The following is a 20,217-nucleotide window of genomic DNA, read 5'->3' as shown; positions in this document are numbered from 1 at the left end:
CTTTACTCGTCCCCCATCAGCATTTGATCCAGCGTCTTGCCCTGCTGTACCATCGGATACACGTTCTCGCCTTTCTCGACCACGAAGTCGATCACGACCGGTCCCGGCGTATCCAGCGCTTCCTGCCACACTCTGCGCGCTTCTTCCTTGGTCGACGCCCGCAATCCTTTGACGCCGTAGGCTTCCGCCAGCTTGACGAAGTCGGGGCTGCCGGACAGGTCGATATGGCTGTACCGGTTGTCGTAGATCAGTTCCTGCCATTGGCGAACCATGCCGAGCACCTGATTGTTCAAGATGACGACTTTGACCGGGATATTATTGATCGCGCAGATCGCGAGTTCCTGCGAACACATCTGCACGCCGCCGTCGCCGTTGACCGAGATGACCAGCCGATCGGGCTGCGCCATCTGCGCGCCGATCGCCGACGGAAGGCCGAAGCCCATCGTGCCCAGGCCGCCGGAAGTGATCCAGGAGCGCGGATGGTTGAACTTGTAATACTGCGCGGCCCACATCTGGTGCTGGCCGACGTCCGTCGTCACGATCGCTTCGCCGTTCGTCGTCTCGTTCAGCAGTTCCACGACCCACTGCGGTTTCAATCCGATCTCGTCTTCTTTGTAATCGTCTTTGTAACTGAATGGCTTCTCCGCTTTCCATTGTTGAAGCTGCGAGCGCCATTCGTCCGCGCTTTCGGCCCGTTTGACCGTTTTGTTGAGCAGTTCCAGCACCGTTTTGACGTCGCCGACGATCGGAATGTCCGTTTTGACGTTTTTGCCGATTTCCGCCGGGTCGATATCGATATGCGCGATTTTGGCTTTCGGCGCGAACCCGTTCAGCTTGCCCGTTACCCGGTCGTCGAACCGCGCTCCGATACTGATCAGCAGATCCGCTTCCTGAATCGACATGTTCGAAGCGAACGTGCCGTGCATGCCCGGCATGCCGAGCCACAGTTCATGCCCGCTCGGGAAACCGCCCAGGCCGAGCAGCGTGGTCGTGATCGGGATCCCCGTTTTCTCGACCAGTTCCAGCAGCGCTTCGTGGCCGCCGGAGTAGACGACGCCTCCGCCTGCCAGGATCAGCGGGCGTTCCGCGTTGGAGATCGCTTCGGCCAGTCGTTCGACCTGCAGCTTGTTCGGTGCCATCCGCGGATTATAGCCCCGCAGCGCCACCGGCTCCGTATGCGGCTGGAACAACGTCATCGCGGCCGACACGTCTTTTGGAATGTCGATCAGGACCGGACCTTTGCGGCCCGTGTTCGCGATATGGAAAGCTTCGTGAATGATGCGCGGAAGCTCGTCGACGCTGCGTACGAGGTAGCTGTGCTTCGTGATCGGCATCGTGATGCCCGTGATATCGGCTTCCTGGAAAGCGTCGGTTCCGATCAGCGTCGAAGCGACGTTGCCGGTAATGATGACGAGCGGCGTGGAGTCCATGTAGGCCGTCGCGATGCCGGTTACCAGGTTGGTCGCTCCCGGTCCGGAAGTGGCGATGCAGACCCCGACTTCGCCGGCTGCACGGGCATAACCGTCGGCCGCGTGGATCGCGCCCTGTTCGTGCCGGGTCAGTACGTGATGGAAGTCTTTGAATCCGTACATGGCGTCGTAAATGTACAGCACCGCTCCCCCCGGATAACCGAACACGCATTTTACGCCTTCGAGAACGAGGCTGCGGAGAAGAATGTCCGAACCTGTGAGGACTTCTTGTTTATCCACCCATTTTTCTTTCAACTCTTCCGTCGATTGTGCATCTGGCATATGTGCGCTCATCGTTCTTCCTCCTCCCAAATATCACATCAATCTCACATCGTCGATTTGCAAAGGGCCGCCGTAACGGAGTTTTTCCGTTATTCGTTGTACGGATGCGCGTCGGGCAGTCGTTATAAAAACCAAAAAACCTTCCGCCCCACAAAGCAGATATCTGCTTCGAGGGACGAAAGGTTATTATCCTCACGTGGTACCACCCAAATTTGCCGACACCTCTCGGTGCACAGCCTCAAGCGGGTCCGAAATCGAAACCTCCGATTCCAAACTCGCGGTTCATAACGCGAACCTCACGATTCTCCCTAGTAACCGGACGTTATCTTCCGCGAAGATCATGGAAGAACGTTCGCCGTTCAGGAAAATGGCTCCGAGGTGAGCTCGTATATAAGGGATTAAGGCGGTGGATTACAGCGTGTTGCTTCCCCGCTCTCTGGCAAAAGAGCCCTTAAAACTTCGTCCTCTTCATAGCCGATCAGTTATTCAATACTGCTTGTTGCTGAATGTTAGGGTTATTATATGACTTTAGTTTTAACGAAGTCAACACCTATTTTAAACAAAAAACAAAAACCGGAACGGCGGCATACATTCGGGGCAGTCGATATGTCCGCCAGAGAAAGACAAAAACCGCTTTTCTCCATCAAAAAACGGAAGAAAAGCGGTTGTATGCCTAGCGATAACCAGATATCGGGAATTCGAGTCGGTATTCCCCAAGAAGACATTCGGAACGCGCCGAAACCGCGAACCGAATGCCGGCTCAGCGCTTGCCGGGGTCGTACGCTTCCCCGAGCGCGCCCGGAGCTCTCGACTTGCCGATCGCCACGACGAGCACGATGACGGTCAGCACGTATGGCAGCATCAGGATGAAATCCTGCGGAATGCTGGCCGACCATTCGAACAGCTGCACGTAGTTGCGGATCGCCTGCGAGAAGCCGAAGAACATGGCCGCGCCCAAAATGCCGAGCGGGTTCCATTTGCCGAAGATCAGCGCGGCGATGGCGATAAAGCCCTGACCGGAGATCGTCGTGTGCGAGAACAGTCCGGTCGTCGTCAGCGTGATCGTCGCGCCGCCGAGACCGGCCAGCGCGCCGCTCAGCATAACGCCGATGTAGCGCATACGATTGACGTTGATGCCCATCGTGTCCGCCGCGCTCGGATGTTCGCCGACCGCCCGCAGTCGCAGGCCGAACTTCGTCTTGTACAGGACGTAATACGTCACGAAGACGAGAATGATCGCGATGAACGTCGTCGGGTACGAGTTGAGTACGCCCACGCCGAGAATCGGACCGATGACCGGAATCGAAGCCAGATCCGGGAAGCTCAACTTCGCCAGACGGTGCAGCAGGAGCGGAGTCTCGCCCGCGCCGTCGAACAGCAGCTTCACGAGGTACAGCGTAATGCCGGTCGCCAGGAAGTTGATGACCACGCCGCTGATGGTCTGGTCCGCTTTGAACGTAATGGTCGCTACGGCGTGAATAAGCGAGCCGAGCACGCCGACCACGATTGCGGTCAGCAGGCCGACCCAGGGAGCCCCGCTCCCCATGCCGGCTTCTTCCGCGTAATGCGTGCCGACTGCCGCCGCAAAAGCGCCGAAGACCATCAAACCTTCAATCCCGATGTTCACGATGCCCGAACGCTCCGAGAACAATCCGCCGAGCGCGGCGAAGATCAGGGCGGTCGAGAAGACGAGCGTCGTATTGAGCAGGTTGCCGAATATCAGAAGATCCATTACAACACCTTCTCTTTCTTGCGCTTATAAACGGGCTTGAGGATAAAGCGAACGATCCCTTGCGCCGCGATAAAGAATATGATCGATCCGATGACGATCTGGATAATTTCCGGCGGAACGCCGGCATCGAAGCTCATGCCCGCGGAGCCGTACGTCAGCGTACCGAACAGGCCCGCGCCGGCAAGTACGCCGAACGGATGGGTCATCCCGAGCAGCGCCACGGCGATTCCGTTAAAGCCGTAGCCCGGCAGGGACGAGTAGACGCTCTGGTAATGGAAGACGCCAAGCGTCTCGAACGCGCCCGCAAGACCCGCGAACACGCCGCTGATAAACATCGCCTTGACGATGTTCTTGTTGACGTTGATCCCGGCATAGCGCGCCGCTTCCGGGTTGCTGCCGACCGCGCGCAGCTCGAAGCCCTGCTTCGTTTTCCACAGGAAGTAATAGAAGAACGTCGAAGCGAGCATGGCCAGCAGAATGCCCCAGTGCACGCGCGCGTTGCCCATCATCTCCGACAGCCAGCCGATCGAGATCGAAGCGCTCGGTTGAATATCGACCGAACGCTGGTTGCCCGGCATGAGCAGGAAGGTGCGCACGAGGTAGTTGCACAGGAACAGCGCCGTCCAGTTCAGCATGATCGTCGTGATGACTTCGTTGACGCCGCGCTTGGCTTTGATGTAGCCGGCAAGCGCCGCCCACAGTCCGCCGAACAGGGCGCCTACGATAATGGCAAGCGGCGCGTGGATCAGCGCCGGCAGGCCGGTCAGCTTGATGCCGATCAGCGAGGCGCCGGTCATGCCCATAAGCACCTGGCCTTCCGCGCCGATGTTGAACATGCCCGCGCGGAACGCGAACGCGACCGCAAGGCCGGTCAGGACGAGCGGCGTCATCTCCCGCAGCGCTTCGCCGAAGCCGTACGGATCGCCGAAGACCCGGCTGATCAGCGCGCCGTAAGCCGTGATCGGGTTGTAGCCGCCGATCATCATGACGACGGCGCCAAGCAGCAGGCCCATGACGATGGCCGCAAGCGAGACGATGACCGAATCGCTCGCGAACCATTTCAGAAATTTATTCATTTTCGCGTTCCTCCCTGCCGGCTGCCGGCCATCATCAGGCCAAGCTCCTGGTCGTTCGTCTCTTCCGGACGCACTTCGCCGATGACCTTGCCTTCATAGACGACGATAATGCGGTCCGACACGTTCAAAATTTCGTCCAGTTCGAACGACACGAGTAGGACCGCTTTGCCCTGATCGCGCTGCTGGATCAGCTGCGACTGCACGAATTCGATCGCCCCGACGTCGAGTCCGCGCGTCGGCTGGGCCGCAATCAGGAAGTCCGGATTTTTGTTGATCTCGCGCGCGATGATCGCTTTTTGCTGGTTGCCGCCGGACAGCGAACGCGCTTTGGTCTGAATGCTCGGCGTGCGCACGTCGAAGTTCTCGACGAGACGCTTGGCCAGATCGTTGATCGCGCGGAAATTCAGGAAGCCGCGCTTCGTGTAAGGTTCTTTGTAGTAGCTCTCAAGCACCATGTTCTCGCTGACGGTAAAGTCCAGCACGAGACCGTGCTTGTGCCGGTCTTCCGGGATATGGCCGACGCCCGCTTCGGAAATCTGTCTTGGCGTATGGCTGCCGATTTCTTTGCCGTTGAGGCGGATCGAACCGCTGTCGATCTTGCGCAGGCCGGACAGCGCTTCGATGATTTCGGTCTGCCCGTTGCCGTCGACGCCGGCGACGCCGACGATTTCGCCGCGGCGCACGTTAAACGTCATGCCGTCGAGCAGCGCGATGCCGTCTTTGTTTTTGATCGATACGTTCTCGACTTCGACAGCCATTTCGCCCGGTTCGGCCGGCTTTTTGTCCACTTTGAACGAAACGTTCCGTCCGACCATTTTCTCGGCCAATTCGAACGGGCTGGTCTCGCTCGTCTTGACGGAGTCGACGACTTTGCCGCGGCGAATGATCGTCACCGTATCGGAGACGGACATGATTTCTTTCAGTTTATGGGTAATCAGGATGATCGACTTGCCTTCGGCCACGAGCCGGCGCATGATCTCGATCAATTCCGATATTTCCTGCGGAGTGAGCACGGCAGTCGGTTCGTCGAAGATCAGGATGTTCGCGCCGCGATAAAGCGTTTTGAGAATTTCGACACGCTGCTGCATGCCGACGGAAATATCTTCGATTTTGGCATTCGGATCGATATGGAATCCGTACTGGTCGGACAACTTTTTCACTTTTTCCGAAGCGGTCTTGTAATCGATCTGGATGCCCGCTTTGGCAGGTTCCATGCCGAGAATGATATTTTCGGTTACGGTAAACGGTTGAACCAGCTTGAAATGCTGGTGGACCATGCCGATTCCGAGATCGATCGCTTTGTTCGGACTGTCGATTGCGACTTTGTTCCCATTAATCTCGATGTGGCCTTCGTCCGGCTGATACAGCCCGAACAGGATATTCATCAGTGTCGATTTGCCTGCACCGTTCTCGCCGAGCAGGGCATGAATTTCGCCCTTTTGCAGCTGGATGCTGATCGAATCGTTGGCGACGATTCCGGGAAAACGCTTCGTTATTTGCTTTAACTCGACAACGGGAGCTGCAGCAGCCATGGAATCACCCTTCATTCTTCATAGTAGTGCGCCGACCCTACCCCTTTTCAGCAGAAAATACGGGATCGGGCCGACGCAAAGTGTTCGATTTAGCGGTAAACGTAACGACAAGGCCGGTTCAAGGAACCGGCCTTGTCGAAAGTATTATATCATGTAAATCTTCATGGATAACGATTATTCGGCAGGAACCTTAATTTCGCCGTTCACGATTTTTTCTTTGTACGATTGCACTTCGTCCAGCACTTCTTGCGGTACGTTGACGCTCGAAGTGTCGGCAATGCCTACGCCGTCGTCCTTAAGACCCAGAGTCGTGATCGTGCCGCCTTTGAACGTTCCGTCGATGACCTGCTGCGAAACGGTCTTCATCGCTACGTCTACGCGCTTGATCATCGAAGTCAGCGTAACTTCGGTGCCGAATTCGATCGATTGGTCTTTGTCTACGCCGATAACCCATACTTCCTGGCCTTGGTTCTTGCGGTCCAGCGCTTCGTTGAATACGCCTGTTCCTGTGCCGCCGGCCGCTTGGAACACGATGTCCGCGCCGTCGTTGTACAGAGTTGCCGCAGCCGATTTGCCTTCGTCCGGCTTGTCGAATCCGCTTGCGTATACGGAAGTGAATTGCGCTTCAGGATTCGAAGCTTCGATTCCGGCTTTGAAGCCGACTTCGAACTTTTTGATCGTCGGGGAATCCATACCGCCGACGAAGCCGATTTTGTTCGTTTTCGTCATTTTGCCCGCAACTACGCCAACGAGGAACGCGCCTTCGTTTTCGGAGAACAGAACGGATTCGACGTTCGGCGCGTCAACAGCCGCGTCGATGATCGCGAAATTGGAATCCGGGTTTTGGCCGGCGATATCTTTCAGTGCGCTTTCGAGGGCGAAACCGATGCCCCAAGTGAGGTTATATCCGTCTTTGACGAATTGGTTGAGGTTAGGCTGATAGTCCGCTTCGCTTTTACTTTGCAGGTACTTGACCGTAATGCCTTGTTCTTTCTCAAGCGCTTGCAGAGCTTCCCACGAAGTTTGGTTGAACGACTTGTCGTTTACGCCGCCGGTGTCGGTAACCATCGCGATTTTGATATCGCTTTTGGCTGCCGTGCCCGCTTCGCCTTCGCTGCCTGTCGCAGCCGTTCCGCCGCCGCTGTTATTGTTGCCGCATGCGGCCAAGACGAGCGAGAAGGCCAACAGCATGAAGATCGAGAATTTTACAGCTTTTTTCATTTTGGATAGTTCCCCCTTAGGATCTTTGCCTGCGTAAGGCGAGCGCTTGTCGTATGTTCCGGAGTTCCCGGACCGCAACCGTCTCTCTCATCAGGTATGCTTTCGCTTTACAGATTATACATTCAGGACCGGACAAAATCTACTGTTAAAAAGGCGTTTCAAAAATAAAATTCGTATTTCCAGATATGATACCGCTTACCTTTGTCAAACTTTACATGCGTTGTGACTTAATAACGAACAATCTCTTTCTTCATTTAAGGAACCATCGTCTAAACGCGTTAAAGGGCTAAACAAAGCGGCCCAAATCCATCTTTTTTTACGCATAGAAAAAGGCCCCTGCCGCGAAATATGAATTTCGGGAAAGGAGCCTTGTCGACGCTCGTGTTACGCGTTGATTTTTTCTTTTGCTGCGGATGCCAGGGTGTTGAACGCCGTAAGGTCGTTTACAGCCAGGTCAGCCAGCATTTTGCGGTTCACGTCGATGCCTGCCAGTTTGAGGCCGTGCATCATTTTGCTGTACGAAAGTCCGCTTTGGCGTGCTGCCGCGTTGATACGAACGATCCACAGTTTGCGGAAGTTGCGTTTCGTCTGACGACGGTCGCGGTAAGCGTACACCAACGATTTGTTGACTTGCTCTTTCGCGGTTTTGAAAATGCGGTGTTTCGAACCGAAATAACCCTTTGCCAGCTTCAATACTTTTTTATGACGACGACGTGTTACAAATCCGCCCTTCACTCTTGCCATATCTAAAGACCTCCCAGTCGGTTATGTGTGAGACTATTTCAGTTGCTTGAGTCCTTGTGCCAGACGCTTAACGTCACCCGGAGCCATCAAATGATCGGCTTTGAGGTTACGCTTTGCGCGCTTGGATTTGTGCGAAAGCAGGTGGTTTTTGTGCGAGCTGTAACGAGTGACTTTGCCGGTACCCGTAATTTTGAACCGGCCTTTCAGACTGCTGTGTGTTTTCATTTTAGGCATTGTACTTTCCCCCTATTGGTTTTTCGGACCCAAAATCATAATCATGCTGCGGCCTTCGAGCTTAGGCTGACGGTCGACGACGGACAGTTCCGCCACTTCGTTCCGAACGCGTTCGAGCACTCTTTGGCCGAGCGAAGCGTGCGTGATCTCGCGGCCGCGGAAACGCACGGAGCATTTCACTTTGTCGCCGGCTTCGAGGAATTTCACCACGTTGCGAAGTTTCGTCTGATAATCGTGCTCTTCGATATTCGCGCTGAAGCGAACTTCTTTGAGCTCGACGATCTTCTGATTCTTGCGGGCTTCCTTGTCTTTCTTCTGCTGCTCATAACGGAACTTGCCGTAATCCATGATCCGGCAAACCGGCGGTTTCGCTTGTGGCGCCATGTTCACCAAATCCAAATTCAGGTCTGCTGCCATCTGAAGCGCTTCACGAATCGGCTTGATTCCGATTTGTTCGCCTTCTGCGCCTACCAGGCGTACTTCGCGCGCCCGGATTTCCTCATTGATCATATGGTCCTTACTAATAACCGTCCACCTCCGAATCGAGTTTGTTGCAAGGGCTTATTTGCCCATAATAAAAGGGATACGGACAAACTGTCCGCATCCCGGTGATCTTCAATCTTCATGAGAGTAATCTTCATAAACGATCGGATCGGGAACCAGCCGACGGTGCCGGGCAGGTGAGAAGCGGAGCTTCTGCTTTTGAATCCTTGTTGAAAAGTAATGGTTAAACAACACTTTGACTACTATACCGGATAATCGGCAGAATGTAAAGTCTTTTTCAAAACTTTTATCTGCCGAATTATTCGGAAGCGTGCCGGGCTGCTTAGCTCTGTTCGCTCTGCATCTCGTCGATGCGCACGACCCGGGTATGCTTGGTGTGGCTCCACTGCTTGTTGTTCTGCGTGAAGAACGCGTAGAACGTAATCGGGAACCACGACAGCAGGTAGATCGGGAAGAGCAGCATGTACGCGTACACTTTCCACGATTTGACCTTTTCCAGGATCATGGCGACGAAGAACACGGCAACCTGTGCGACGATGGCGCCTGCGGCTACCCACAGCGGCAAATAGTCGTACATGGTCAGCAGGTGCGGACCGCCGAACAGCGCGATGTCGCCGTACAGCACGACCGTCAGCATCAGCGTCAGCAGCACGATGTACACGTTAACCGCGTACAGCGCCATATCGAACTTGACGATGCTGAAATCGCGGATGCTCTTCCACAGCAGCGGGAAAAAGTATTTCCGCGCCACGGTGAAGTGTCCCTGCATCCAGCGCAGGCGTTGAACGGAAGACGCTTTGAACGTCAAAGGCTTCTCGTCGTAAATCTTCGCGTAGTAGTTGAACTTCGGATACACGCCGCGTTCGACGCAGCGCATCGTGAACTCCAGATCTTCCACGAGGCTCGTTGCGCCCCAGCCCATTTCCTTGAGCAGCTTGTTGTCGAAGCACATGCCCGTGCCGCCGAGGAAGTTGGCCATGTTCAGATTGTGACGCGACAGCTGCCACAACCGGTTGATGTACCAGTACGAGATACCGTAAGCGGCCGTAATCCACGAATCGTTCGGGTTCTTCGTGTCGATATAACCCTGAATGACTTTGGCGCCTTTGCACAGATCGTCGTTCATGCCGATCAGGAAATCGCGGTGCGCCAGGTTGTCGGCGTCCAGCATGACGATGCCGTCATACTCGCGGTCAAGCTTCCAGAGCTCTTCCAGCATCCACTCGATTGCGTAGCCTTTGCCGCGCAGGTTCGGGTTGACGCGAACGCAGGCGTTCCAGCCGTGCTCGCGCACGATGTCGGCCGTCTTGTCCGTGCAGTTGTCGCAGATAACGAATACGTCGTACAGCTCACGCGGGTATTTCAGGTGCTTCAGGTTTTCCATCAGCGCCCCGATGACCTCTTCTTCGTTGTGCGCCGCAACCAAAATGGCGAACGACTTTTGCGGATCGAACGACTTCTCCCGTTTCTTTTTGTACAGCCCGAACAGTGCGAAGCCGAATTGGTAAACCCCGATTACGGCCAGCAGCACCTGGAGCGTCATGAATAATGCTTGCAGCATGGTTGGTTGAACCCCCTTTTTGTTACCCCTATGTACACAGAAAGATTTTGTGTGTGTGTATTCTCTGTGCCTTGCGTTCCATAGCGACTTTGAATGACCCATTTTTGTTTTGTACTTTTAGGAAATCGTTCTTTTCGATTCTGGCGATTTTGCGACCATTTGTCAAAACCGTGAATTCGCGCTGCGGGGCAAAAAAGCGAGCATTTGCGCCCGAATTCGCCGCGGCGGGTGGTCGGTTCGCTTCCGCATCGCCGTTTAGGTGCGGATATCGCCGACTTTCGAGCTTTTGGTCCCGTGGCGTACGGCCTTTTCGGAACCGGCCCACCTCCCGTTCTCCCTGCCTCCGAATAATAAACGCAAGTTGCCTGATAAAAGTTGGGCAAATTCGGTTAATTTTTTTTAACCCTATTATAATTGCCTTGAATCATTGTATAATTCGGGGTTGATAGAGTCAAAATTGTTGCCGCACTTACGAACTGCCGTTTTGCTCGGACCCGGCTTCGGCGCCGTCACGGAACGGAAAGCGCCCAAGCCGGCGAGCCCCGGCAGCAAAAAAAGATAGTCCCGTCGCCTTCTGTAATCGCCGGGCTCTTTCTCCGGAGGTATGTCATGCGTAGCCTGCTGATCAAGCTGAGCCAATTGGACCAGCGCATTTTCAAATGGGTAAACGGACGTCTGCACCATCGCGTTCTCAGTATCGTGCTTTATTACCTGACGCATCTGGGCGGCGCCACTTTCACCATTTCGGCGACCGTCCTCGCCTCCTGGCTGGCTCCGGCTCCGTGGAATTCCGCGGCTCTGCACTCGCTCGTCGCGCTTGCCGTGAGCCATATTCCGGTCGCGATCGCCAAGAAGCTGTATCCGCGCGTGCGTCCGCATCTGGCGCTGCCGGAGACGAACACGTTTCGCAATCCGCTCGTGGACCATTCTTTTCCGTCCGGACACACGACCGCCGTCTTTTCCGTAACCGTCCCGCTCATGATCCTGATCCCGTGGACCACGGTCATCCTGCTTCCCGTCGCCTTAATTGTAGGAACGTCCCGCATGTACCTCGGCCTGCACTACCCGTCGGACGTGCTCGCGGGAGGCGTGATCGGCTCCCTGACCGCTTGGCTTACGGTTGCATTATGGCCTTAAAGAGGCTATCGTAGAAGGAGAAGAAGCCTGTCTACACAGGCGAATCGAAAAATCGGCCCGTCTTCCCGCGTCCTTCGGCGCAGGCGGCGGGCTTTTCCGAAAAAGGTGACGAAAAACGTGTCCAAATACAGAGTGCTGATCCTGTCGGAAGGTTTCGGCACCGGACATACGCGGGCCGCCTACGCCCTGTCCGGCAGCCTCCGCAAGCTTTCTCCCGACGTTCAGACCCGGGTGCTGGAACTCGGAAGCTTTCTGAACCCGAAAGTCGCGCCGCTGTTCATCAACGCCTACAAGAAAACGGTCGTAACGCAGCCCCGTTTCGTAAGCATGATGTACAAGCAGCAGTACAAGAAGTCGCTCAACCGCCTGACGACGCTCGCGCTGCACCGGCTGTTCTACGCGCACGCGCGCGAAGTCATCGAGCAGCTCAAGCCGGATCTCGTCGTCTGCACGCATCCGATTCCGAGCGCGGTCATCTCCCGGCTCAAGCGTCTGGGGCTCCGCGTGCCGCTGTGCACCGTCATTACCGATTACGACGCGCACGGCACCTGGATCAGTTCGGGCGTCGACCATTATCTCGTCTCTACGCAGGAAGTCAAGAACAAGGTGCTGCACCGCGGCGTATCGCCGTTTCGTATCGATGTGACCGGCATTCCCGTCCATCCGAGCTTCTGGGAACATCCGGTCAAAGCCGGCATTTTGCAGGACATGGGCCTCAAGGACATGCCGACCGTGCTCGTCATGAGCGGAGGTTGGGGCTTGATGAACGGAGACGTGCTCAATCCGTATCTCACGCGCTGGCGTCAGGACATCCAGCTCGTCTTCTGCGTCGGCAGCAACGAAAAAGGAATGCGCAAACTCAAAAAAGATCCGCGCTTCCAGCACGAGAACGTGCACGTGATCGGATATACCAAAGAAATCGACAAGCTGATGGAAGCGTCCGACCTGCTTATTACGAAGCCGGGCGGCATGACGTGCACCGAAGGGCTTGCCAAAGCGATCCCGATGCTGTTCCACAATCCGCTGCCCGGCCAGGAAGAAGAAAACTGCGAGTATTTCACCAGCAAAGGCTGGGGAGAACGGCTGTCTTCGCTTGAGGTCGTCGGCAAATGGATGTCCCGGCTGATCGACGAGGACGAATACGCGGAACTGGCGAGACGCCGCGCGGAAAGCCGGCTGAACATCGAGAAGCTGCGCCCGATGCAGAGCGCCAAACGGATTATTGAGATTTTGGAAACGACGAATAAGGTGTCTCTCTGAGCGGATCTGGCTCAGGGAAGACGCCTTTTTTGTGGGGATTCGCTGGATAGGCACAGGCGGGTAGATCCTATTCGTCGGCTGGCCTTAAAACGGCGCCGGGAAAGTTTCGTTACGGTCGCTTGTTGCAATCGGGAAGCTGGATCAGACTCAGGCGGAGACTTCCCGATTGCAAAGGCGAACACTATCGTTCCTTCACTGAAACTTCCCCTATGCCTGTGGGCCGTCCAACAACGGATCGAAATGCCTAGGCTGCGCGAATGCCGAAAATGCCGGCTTCTTCGGCCGTTTTTTGAGGGTAGGGGAAAAGGGCATCACTCAAAAGGACAGCAGGAAAAGAACAGCAAAAAAGGGCAGGCCGTTCGGGAATCATTCTTCCCGTGAACGGTCTGCCCTTGATTGTACGGCGCAGAGCAAAGATCAGTCTTCGCTCTCGGACTTCTCGCTTGCGGAAACTTGCAGCAGCTCCTCGGCTTCTTCGGCGGCGAGAGCGGCTCTCTCGTCGGGCGAGATGCGGTAAGGCTCCATACGGATCTCGTCGTAGCGCTCCAGCGCGCGCTCGCCGATCACGACTTCGCAGCGATGGATGTTCATGCCTTTGCCCATAAATTTATGCTCGTATTCCGTCATGACGTGTTCTTCGTTGATGCCGTCGCGGTGCAGGTTCAAGCTGATATTCGTCATCTGAAGACCGGAGTCCGCGAACGAGTTCAGCGAGAATTCGAACAGCGTCTCCGAATCGGTCTTGAAATGGATCTGTCCGTCGGTGTTGAGCACGCGCTTGTACATCTCCAGGAAACGGGGATGCGTCAGACGGCGGCGGGCATGTTTCTTTTTCGGCCACGGATCGCTGAAGTTCAAATAGATGCGTTCCAGTTCGCCCGGCGCAAAAATATCTTCGAGCTTCTCGACGTTGGCACGCGCGAGCATCAGGCTCGGCGGCGTCTCGTGACCGAGCTCCGACCAGGCGGCTCTCGCTTTTTCGCTGGCCCGGCGAACGAGTTCGTCGTACATGTCGATACCGATAAAGTTCGCTTCGGGATTGCGCACGCTCGTGCCGCTGATGAAACGTCCCTTGCCCATTCCGAGTTCCACATAGATCGGACGGTCGTTGCCGAACAACTCGGCCCAACGTCCCTTATACTGTTCCGGTTCGAGGACAACCAATTCCGGCTGTGCCTCCAGGTTTTCCCGGATTCCTTTTCTTCCGCGTAAACGCATGTCATTCCTCCGCTATAAAAATCTCGGCTCGGCGGTCGCCAAATCGCTGCGCTTCCCGGCCAGCCTCCGCCTTATTGTGCCGAAGTTCCCGCGAAAAGTAAAGATCAAAAGCACGATCAAGCAGGCCGGGCGCCGCTCCTCCCGTTTCGGAAACGAAAAAAAGCCCTTCCGCGAGGAAGGGCTTCTTGCGCGTCTTGCGGTCAAACTCTCGCCTGCCGCCGCGCATCTATGCCGGGATGGGTAATCCGGTTAACCGAAAAGACGCAGGTTCGCGCCTCGTGCTCGTTTATTCCGCAGGATCCGCGGCAATATCGAATGCCTTTTCAAAAGCACTGCGAATTTTCTTACGGGCATCCACTTCAATCTTGTGTCCGTTGTGGAAACGTACGCCGGTCAGTGCCAGCGCTTCTTCACGGGTCAGCTCGACTGCGATCTTCTCGTCCGAATGATTCGCTGCAAATTGAGTCGTCATCGTCAATCACCTCTTCATTTCTCTAAAATAATCGGCGTGTGCCGGAATAAAAGATAGCGTTACCATCGTTGATATGACGCTGTTTTTCCGGTAATCCGATCTTGAGATAAATATAACACATCCATGTAAGATATATCAAGCGCAAAATTAAATATTTTTACTTTTTATTTTGTCCCTTTTTTCCGTGTTCACCGATCTTTTTCTTTTTTCTTCGGCCGGGTTTTGCTAGAATTAAGGATTGACTGACAACCCGTTCATTTTCCATGAATGGGGTCCATCCCGAAAGGAGTTCGACCCATGTTTTCCTCTACTTCGATCATCGAACCGGAAACGCCGCTGCTGTGGAGCGACAAACGGTTTCATACGTGGAACACCGAAATGCACGACCAATTCGGCGACAAAGTGTTCAAGGTCATGCTTGACGCCGGCTTCTCCTGCCCCAACCGCGACGGCTCCATTGCCACGGGCGGCTGCACGTTCTGCAGCGCGCGCGGATCGGGCGACTTCGCCGGCAGCCGACGCGACGATCTGGTCACGCAGTTCAACAATATTCGCGACCGCCAGCACCTGAAATGGCCGAGCGCCAAATATATCGGGTATTTCCAGGCTTATACGAATACGTACGCGCCGCTTGAGACGCTGCGCGAGTATTATGAAGAAATCCTCAAGCAGCCGGGCGTGGTCGGCCTTGCGATCGCCACGCGGCCGGACTGCCTGCCGGACGACGTGATCGATTATTTGGCGGAACTGAACGAACGGACGTATCTGTGGGTCGAAATGGGCCTGCAGACGATCCACGAATCGACGTCCACGCTGATCAACCGGGCGCACGATACGGCCTGCTACGAAGAAGCGGTGTCGAAACTTCGGGCGCGGGGCATCCGCGTATGCGCGCATATTATCTACGGCCTGCCGCAGGAAACGCACGAAATGATGCTGGACACCGGGCGCGCCGTGGCGAACATGGACGTGCAGGGCATCAAGATCCACCTGCTGCACCTGATGCGCAAAACGCCGATGGTCAAGCAGTACGAAGCCGGTCTGCTCCGCTTCCTGGAGCGGGACGAATATATCGGTCTGATCGCCGACACGCTGGAGATTCTGCCGCCGGACATGATCGTGCATCGCCTGACGGGCGACGCGCCGCGCGATCTGCTCGTCGGCCCGATGTGGAGCCTCAAAAAGTGGGAAGTGCTCAACGGCATCGACGCCGAACTGGAGCACCGAGGCACTTGGCAGGGCAAATACTGGAGAGGGTAATCCGATGGGATTCGTATCGGTGCTCAACTTCACCCAACAGCTGATTCAAAAAAGGCTTCAGCCCGGCGAGATCGCGATCGATGCCACGGTCGGCACGGGCGCGGATCTGGTCTTTCTCGCCCGGCTGGCCAAGACACGCGGCCGCGTATACGGCTTCGACGTCCAGCAGGCGGCGCTGGACCAGGCACGGGAGCGGCTCGACCGCGAGCGCGAAGCGGACGACGGCCCGGACCGGCGCTCCCGCAAAGCGGGCGCGAAGCTCGCTTCCGTGGAGCTGCTGCTGCGCAGCCATGCGGAGATGGCGGAGGCGCTGCCGCCGGACTGCCGCGGCCGGGTCGGAGCCGTTATGTTCAATCTCGGCTACCTGCCGGGTGCCGAAGATTCCCGCGTCATGACGACGCCGGCGTCGACGCTGCCCGCGCTTGAAGCGGCGCTGTCGCTGCTGCGGCCCAAAGGCATCCTGACCGCGGTGCTGTACCCCGCCCATGACGGGGGCGGCGTCGAAGCGGCGGCCGTCGAGCGCTGGGCAAGCGAGCTGCCGGGCGCGCAGGCGCGGGTCATCTCGTACCGCCAGCCGCAGCGGCCGGCCGCGCCTTATCTGATCGCGGTCGAAAAGGTCTGACGCCGTCGGCGCGATTACAGCACGTTAAGCCGCGGCAAGCCGCAAGCGTCGAGGCGCAGACGCGCGGCGTGGCGCGCAGGCCCGACCTTGCGCAGCCGAAAAACCGGGAGAGCCGTTCTCCCGGTTTTTTTGGTTTGCGTTTTTTGCGTTTTTCTTTGCGCGTATTTGGGCGGTTTGCAATCGAATACCCAGAAAAATGGGTATACCTCAACAGAAGGACATTTTCGCTCAGGTTGAAAATAGCGGAAAGATAGCAGACGGATGACGGCAGATCACAGCAGATAACGGACAGATGACAGACAGATGACAGACAGATAAAGGACGGAAAATCATCACTTGAACACGGTATCCGGCGAACAAGCGAAGAATAGAATTATTCAATCATCAACTCATGAAAGGAGTGACCTTCTTATGCTCAATCGACTGCATAAGGCCGCGGCGCACCCGGCCGCGCCATCCAAGCCGTCGGGAGCGGGAACGGCCCGCATCCCGGGGCGAAGCCGGTTCTCCGCCGCGCTTGCGCGCGAGCGGCGCAGCGGCAGCGAATCGCCAAAAGAACGCGAGCGGCGCAGCGGCGGCGCAGCCCGCAAGCGCGAACCGTCGCGTGAACGACGCGAGCAGGAAGCTCCGCCCGCGCCTTCGTTCATGCTCGAAGGCGCGGACGGGGTATCGGTGTGCGTCAGCGCCTGGCCGCTGGAACACCCCCGGGCCGTCGTGCAGATTTCGCACGGCATGGGCGAGAACGGCGGCCGCTACGCCGGGCTCGCCGCGGCGCTGAACGCGGCGGGCTATGCCGTGTACGCCGGCGATCATCGCGGCCACGGCCGTACGGTCGGCGATACGCCGGCCGGACCGCTGCGCCAGGGCTACGCCGGGCCCGATGCGCTGAACGGCATGTGCCGCGACCTGCTGAAGGTGACGGCGGAGATTCGCCGGCGCCATCCGGGCGCGCCGGTCGTGCTGCTTGGCCACAGCATGGGCTCGTTTCTCGCCCGCAAGCTGATGGCCGACCGTCCGGCGGAATATGCCGGCTTCATGCTGACAGGCAGCGGCGGCGAGCGCGCCGAACTGCCGCTCAAGCTCGGAGCGGCGCTGGCCGCCGCGGAGGCGCGGCTGCTGTCGCCGGCTTTCTCGTCGCCGGCGCTGAACGCGCTCGTGTTCGGCCCGTTCGGCAGAGGCTTCAAGCCGCGCCGCACCCGCTTCGACTGGCTGTCGCGGGACGAAGACGCGGTCGACGAATTCGCGCGCCTCTACGGACGGACGTTGTTCAGCTGCGGATTTTACCGCGACTTTTTCCAGCTGCTGCTGGAACTCCAGCAGCCCGGCCTGGCGCAGCGGCTGGACCGATCCAAGCCGCTTCTGCTCTGCTGCGGCGAGTTCGATCCGGTCGGCGGAGCAAACGGCCTGGATCATCTCAGAAGCGTCTACGAACAAGCCGGCCTGGAAGACCTGGAATGCCGGCTGTATCCCGAAGCGCGGCACGAACTTGCCTTCGAGACCAATCGCGACGAAGTGATCGCCGACTGGATTGTCTGGCTCGACGGGCATTTTCCGTCGTCCGCACGCTAGAAAAAAACGCGTTCGATATAAACGCGTCCAACAATCAACGTATTTCAGCATCAACGATTCAACATCAACGGATTTCAGCATCAACGATTCAACATCAACGGATTTCAGCATCAACCTCTCCAAATTAAACGCTCTCAACATAGACCGCACAAAAAGAAGCTTCCCGCCCTTTGGCTCAGGGCGGAAAGCTTCTTTTCCATGTACATCTCTATTCGATCGAGGCAATCCTTCCGTTCCCCGGCGCCCCGTTCACAGGTCACCGCGCGGATCGCTTCCGCAACCCGTCTTACGAAGGGTTCGACGGATCGGGGTCTTCGTAGTAGGCGAACAGGTTGGAATCGTCTTCCGGCGGAGCTTCCATGTCGTAATAGCCGCCGTCGTCCGCTGCGGAACTGCCGCCTCCGGCGTCGCCTTCCCGGTTCTGGAAAAACTCCAGGAACGGACGGCCGTATTTGCGGTATTTGACTTCGCCGACGCCTTTGATCCGCAGCATCTCGAACTCGGTTCTCGGCTTGTGGATACTCATCTCGCTCAGCGTCGCATCGTTGAAGATGATATAGGACGGCACATGTTCTTTCTCCGCCAGCTCGCGCCGGATCAGGCGCAGCTGCTCGAAGATCGTGATCTCGACCGCCGACAACTTCTCGTCCGCGCGCGGGCGGCTGCTCCGCGAACCGGAAGACGCCGCAAACGACGCTTTGCGCGCTTCGCGCTGGAACACCTGGCGGCCGCCTTTGAGCACTTCGGTGGCGAGCTGCCGCAGCTTGACGACGGGATACTGCCCTTCGGTCAGCTCCAGATAGCCTTCGGAAGCGAGCACGTTGATCATGTCGACGATTTCTTTTTCCGTCTTGCCGTTCATCATCCCGTACGTGGACAGCTGGTCGAACTTGTACTGAAGCACTTTTTTGTTGCGCGAGCCTTTGAGCACGCCGGCTACCATCGAAGCGCCGAAACGCTCTCTCATCCGGTAGATGCAGGAGAAGATTTTTTGCGCGTCCACCGTAATGTCGATCACTTCGCGGTCGTCGCGGCACGAGCTGCACGTTCCGCACGGCTCGTCCGCATGCTCTTCGCCGAAATAGTCCAGCTGGGCGCTGCGCAGGCATCTTGTCGTATAGCAGTAATCGACCATCTGCTGAAGCTTGCGGTATTCGTTGCGGCGGCGTTCTTCTTCCTGTCCGTTCTGCTCGATCAGGAATTTCTGGACCACGATATCCTGGGCGCTGAACAGCAGGATACATTCGCTCGGCTCGCCGTCCCGGCCCGCCCGGCCCGCTTCCTGCACGTACGCTTCCATATTTTTAGGCATATTGTAGTGGATAACGTAGCGGACGTTCGACTTGTCGATCCCCATGCCGAACGCGTTGGTGGCGACCATGACGCGCACGTCGTCGTACAGAAAAGCTTCCTGCGCGCTTTCGCGCTCCACGTCGCTCATGCCCGCATGGTAGCGGCCCGCAGACAATCCCTGCATCGACAGCTTGGAATACAGCTCGTCCACTTCTTTGCGCGTTGCGGCGTATACGATTCCCGCTTCGCTCGCGTGCGTCTTGGCAAAATCGAAAATGTAGTCTTTCTTGCTCTCGCCCCGCAGTACGGAGAACGCCAGATTGTCGCGCCCGAGCCCGGTGACGAACGTATTGGCTCCCTGAAGCTCCAGCAGCCGCACGATATCGTCCATGACCTGCGGCGTCGCCGTCGCGGTAAAAGCGGCCACGGTCGGGCGGTGCGGCAGCGAATCGACGAACGGCGCGACGGCGAGGTAACTCGTCCGGAAATCGTGTCCCCACTGCGAAACGCAGTGCGCTTCGTCGACGGCGACGCAGTCGATGCGCAGATTGGACATTTCTTCGCGGAACCAGTCCAGCTCAAGACGCTCCGGCGCCACGTACAGCAGCTTCAGCTCGCCGCGCTGCGCCGCGCGAATCCGGTCGTTCACTTCGCGGCCGCTAAGCGTGCTGTTGATGTAGGCCGCCGCGATGCCGTTGGTCACGAGCGCGTCCACCTGGTCTTTCATGAGCGAGATCAGCGGCGAGACGACCAGCGTCAAGCCTTCCATCATCAGGGCGGGAATCTGGTAGCAGATCGATTTACCTCCGCCGGTCGGCATGATGCCGAGCGTATCGCTGCGCGTCAGCAGGCTCTCGACGATCTTCTTCTGGCCTTCGCGAAAATCGGGGTAGCCGTAATATTTCTGCAGCAGTTCCCCGGCCTGCTCCATCATCTTCGTTTCTTCAATCGCCATTATGCAAAACTCCTTAAAGGGAATGCCTCGGTCGGCATTCCCGTATAATTACCGCTCTTCAGGCACCTGTCAGGGG

The 20,217-nt window shown here is 57.1% G+C and carries 17 protein-coding genes; 5 read left to right on the top strand and 12 right to left on the bottom strand.

Annotation, left to right across the window (positions count from 1 at the left end; translation table 11 throughout):
* Positions 1-2 precede the first annotated feature (2 nt).
* The 9 genes from ilvB to FFV09_RS17415 all read right to left on the bottom strand — a co-directional run bounded on the left by ilvB (position 3) and on the right by FFV09_RS17415 (position 10,355).
* Positions 3-1,763 (bottom strand): biosynthetic-type acetolactate synthase large subunit, encoded by a 1,761-nt coding sequence (gene ilvB, locus FFV09_RS17455; RefSeq protein ID WP_141449011.1) that lies wholly within the window; start codon positions 1,761-1,763, stop codon positions 3-5.
* 748 nt (positions 1,764-2,511) lie between these two features.
* The gene (locus FFV09_RS17450; protein ID WP_141449010.1) at positions 2,512-3,483 is read right to left on the bottom strand and encodes an ABC transporter permease; all 972 of its coding nucleotides are present in this window, start codon (positions 3,481-3,483) and stop codon (positions 2,512-2,514) included.
* Positions 3,483-4,559, bottom strand: coding sequence for an ABC transporter permease (locus FFV09_RS17445; protein WP_141449009.1), 1,077 nt, complete (start codon positions 4,557-4,559; stop codon positions 3,483-3,485). Before FFV09_RS17445 ends, FFV09_RS17450 begins: the two co-directional genes overlap by 1 nt.
* Positions 4,556-6,091: an ABC transporter ATP-binding protein gene (locus FFV09_RS17440; RefSeq protein ID WP_141449008.1), complete on the bottom strand. Its 1,536-nt coding sequence runs from the start codon at positions 6,089-6,091 to the stop codon at positions 4,556-4,558. The genes FFV09_RS17445 and FFV09_RS17440 overlap by 4 nt, the downstream gene beginning before the upstream one ends.
* A 174-nt stretch (positions 6,092-6,265) precedes the next feature.
* Positions 6,266-7,312 (bottom strand): BMP family lipoprotein, encoded by a 1,047-nt coding sequence (locus FFV09_RS17435; protein ID WP_141449007.1) that lies wholly within the window; start codon positions 7,310-7,312, stop codon positions 6,266-6,268.
* A 384-nt stretch (positions 7,313-7,696) separates the two neighbouring features.
* Positions 7,697-8,056 (bottom strand): 50S ribosomal protein L20, encoded by a 360-nt coding sequence (gene rplT, locus FFV09_RS17430; protein ID WP_141449006.1) that lies wholly within the window; start codon positions 8,054-8,056, stop codon positions 7,697-7,699.
* Between the two features lie 33 nt (positions 8,057-8,089).
* A complete protein-coding gene (gene rpmI, locus FFV09_RS17425) occupies positions 8,090-8,290 on the bottom strand; it encodes a 50S ribosomal protein L35 (protein ID WP_141449005.1) in 201 nt (66 codons plus the stop codon).
* Positions 8,291-8,302: 12 nt separating this feature from the next.
* Positions 8,303-8,800: a translation initiation factor IF-3 gene (gene infC, locus FFV09_RS17420; RefSeq protein WP_141449004.1), complete on the bottom strand. Its 498-nt coding sequence runs from the start codon at positions 8,798-8,800 to the stop codon at positions 8,303-8,305.
* A 316-nt stretch (positions 8,801-9,116) separates the two neighbouring features.
* The gene (locus tag FFV09_RS17415; RefSeq protein ID WP_141449003.1) at positions 9,117-10,355 is read right to left on the bottom strand and encodes a glycosyltransferase family 2 protein; all 1,239 of its coding nucleotides are present in this window, start codon (positions 10,353-10,355) and stop codon (positions 9,117-9,119) included.
* Positions 10,356-10,964: 609 nt separating this feature from the next.
* On the opposite strand from FFV09_RS17415, the gene FFV09_RS17410 reads away from it, so the two are divergent.
* A complete protein-coding gene (locus tag FFV09_RS17410) occupies positions 10,965-11,492 on the top strand; it encodes a phosphatase PAP2 family protein (RefSeq protein ID WP_141449002.1) in 528 nt (175 codons plus the stop codon).
* A gap of 117 nt (positions 11,493-11,609) precedes the next feature.
* Positions 11,610-12,752: an MGDG synthase family glycosyltransferase gene (locus FFV09_RS17405; RefSeq protein WP_141449001.1), complete on the top strand. Its 1,143-nt coding sequence runs from the start codon at positions 11,610-11,612 to the stop codon at positions 12,750-12,752.
* A 417-nt stretch (positions 12,753-13,169) separates the two neighbouring features.
* Here FFV09_RS17405 and trmB read toward each other — a convergent pair whose 3' ends face one another.
* Both trmB and FFV09_RS17395 read right to left on the bottom strand, forming a co-directional pair.
* Positions 13,170-13,970: a tRNA (guanosine(46)-N7)-methyltransferase TrmB gene (gene trmB, locus FFV09_RS17400; protein ID WP_141449000.1), complete on the bottom strand. Its 801-nt coding sequence runs from the start codon at positions 13,968-13,970 to the stop codon at positions 13,170-13,172.
* A gap of 286 nt (positions 13,971-14,256) precedes the next feature.
* A complete protein-coding gene (locus tag FFV09_RS17395) occupies positions 14,257-14,442 on the bottom strand; it encodes a hypothetical protein (RefSeq protein WP_141448999.1) in 186 nt (61 codons plus the stop codon).
* Between the two features lie 297 nt (positions 14,443-14,739).
* Between FFV09_RS17395 and mnmL the strand changes: the two genes are divergently transcribed.
* The 3 genes from mnmL to FFV09_RS17380 all read left to right on the top strand — a co-directional run bounded on the left by mnmL (position 14,740) and on the right by FFV09_RS17380 (position 17,893).
* Positions 14,740-15,702: a tRNA modification radical SAM protein MnmL/YtqA gene (mnmL, locus tag FFV09_RS17390; protein WP_141448998.1), complete on the top strand. Its 963-nt coding sequence runs from the start codon at positions 14,740-14,742 to the stop codon at positions 15,700-15,702.
* Between the two features lie 4 nt (positions 15,703-15,706).
* Entirely contained in the window at positions 15,707-16,324 is a 618-nt protein-coding gene (gene mnmM, locus FFV09_RS17385) for a tRNA 5-(aminomethyl)-2-thiouridylate-methyltransferase MnmM (RefSeq protein WP_141448997.1), read from the top strand.
* A gap of 411 nt (positions 16,325-16,735) precedes the next feature.
* A complete protein-coding gene (locus tag FFV09_RS17380) occupies positions 16,736-17,893 on the top strand; it encodes an alpha/beta fold hydrolase (protein ID WP_141448996.1) in 1,158 nt (385 codons plus the stop codon).
* Positions 17,894-18,179: 286 nt separating this feature from the next.
* On the opposite strand, the gene recQ is transcribed toward FFV09_RS17380, so the two are convergent.
* Positions 18,180-20,141, bottom strand: coding sequence for a DNA helicase RecQ (gene recQ, locus FFV09_RS17375; RefSeq protein WP_141448995.1), 1,962 nt, complete (start codon positions 20,139-20,141; stop codon positions 18,180-18,182).
* Between the last annotated feature and the right edge of the window lie 76 nt (positions 20,142-20,217).

The organism is Saccharibacillus brassicae, from assembly GCF_006542275.1.
GTDB classification, from domain to species: Bacteria; Bacillota; Bacilli; order Paenibacillales; family Paenibacillaceae; genus Saccharibacillus; species Saccharibacillus brassicae.
Note: the sequence above shows the minus strand (reverse complement) of the source record. Positions and strands in the feature narration are given on the sequence as shown.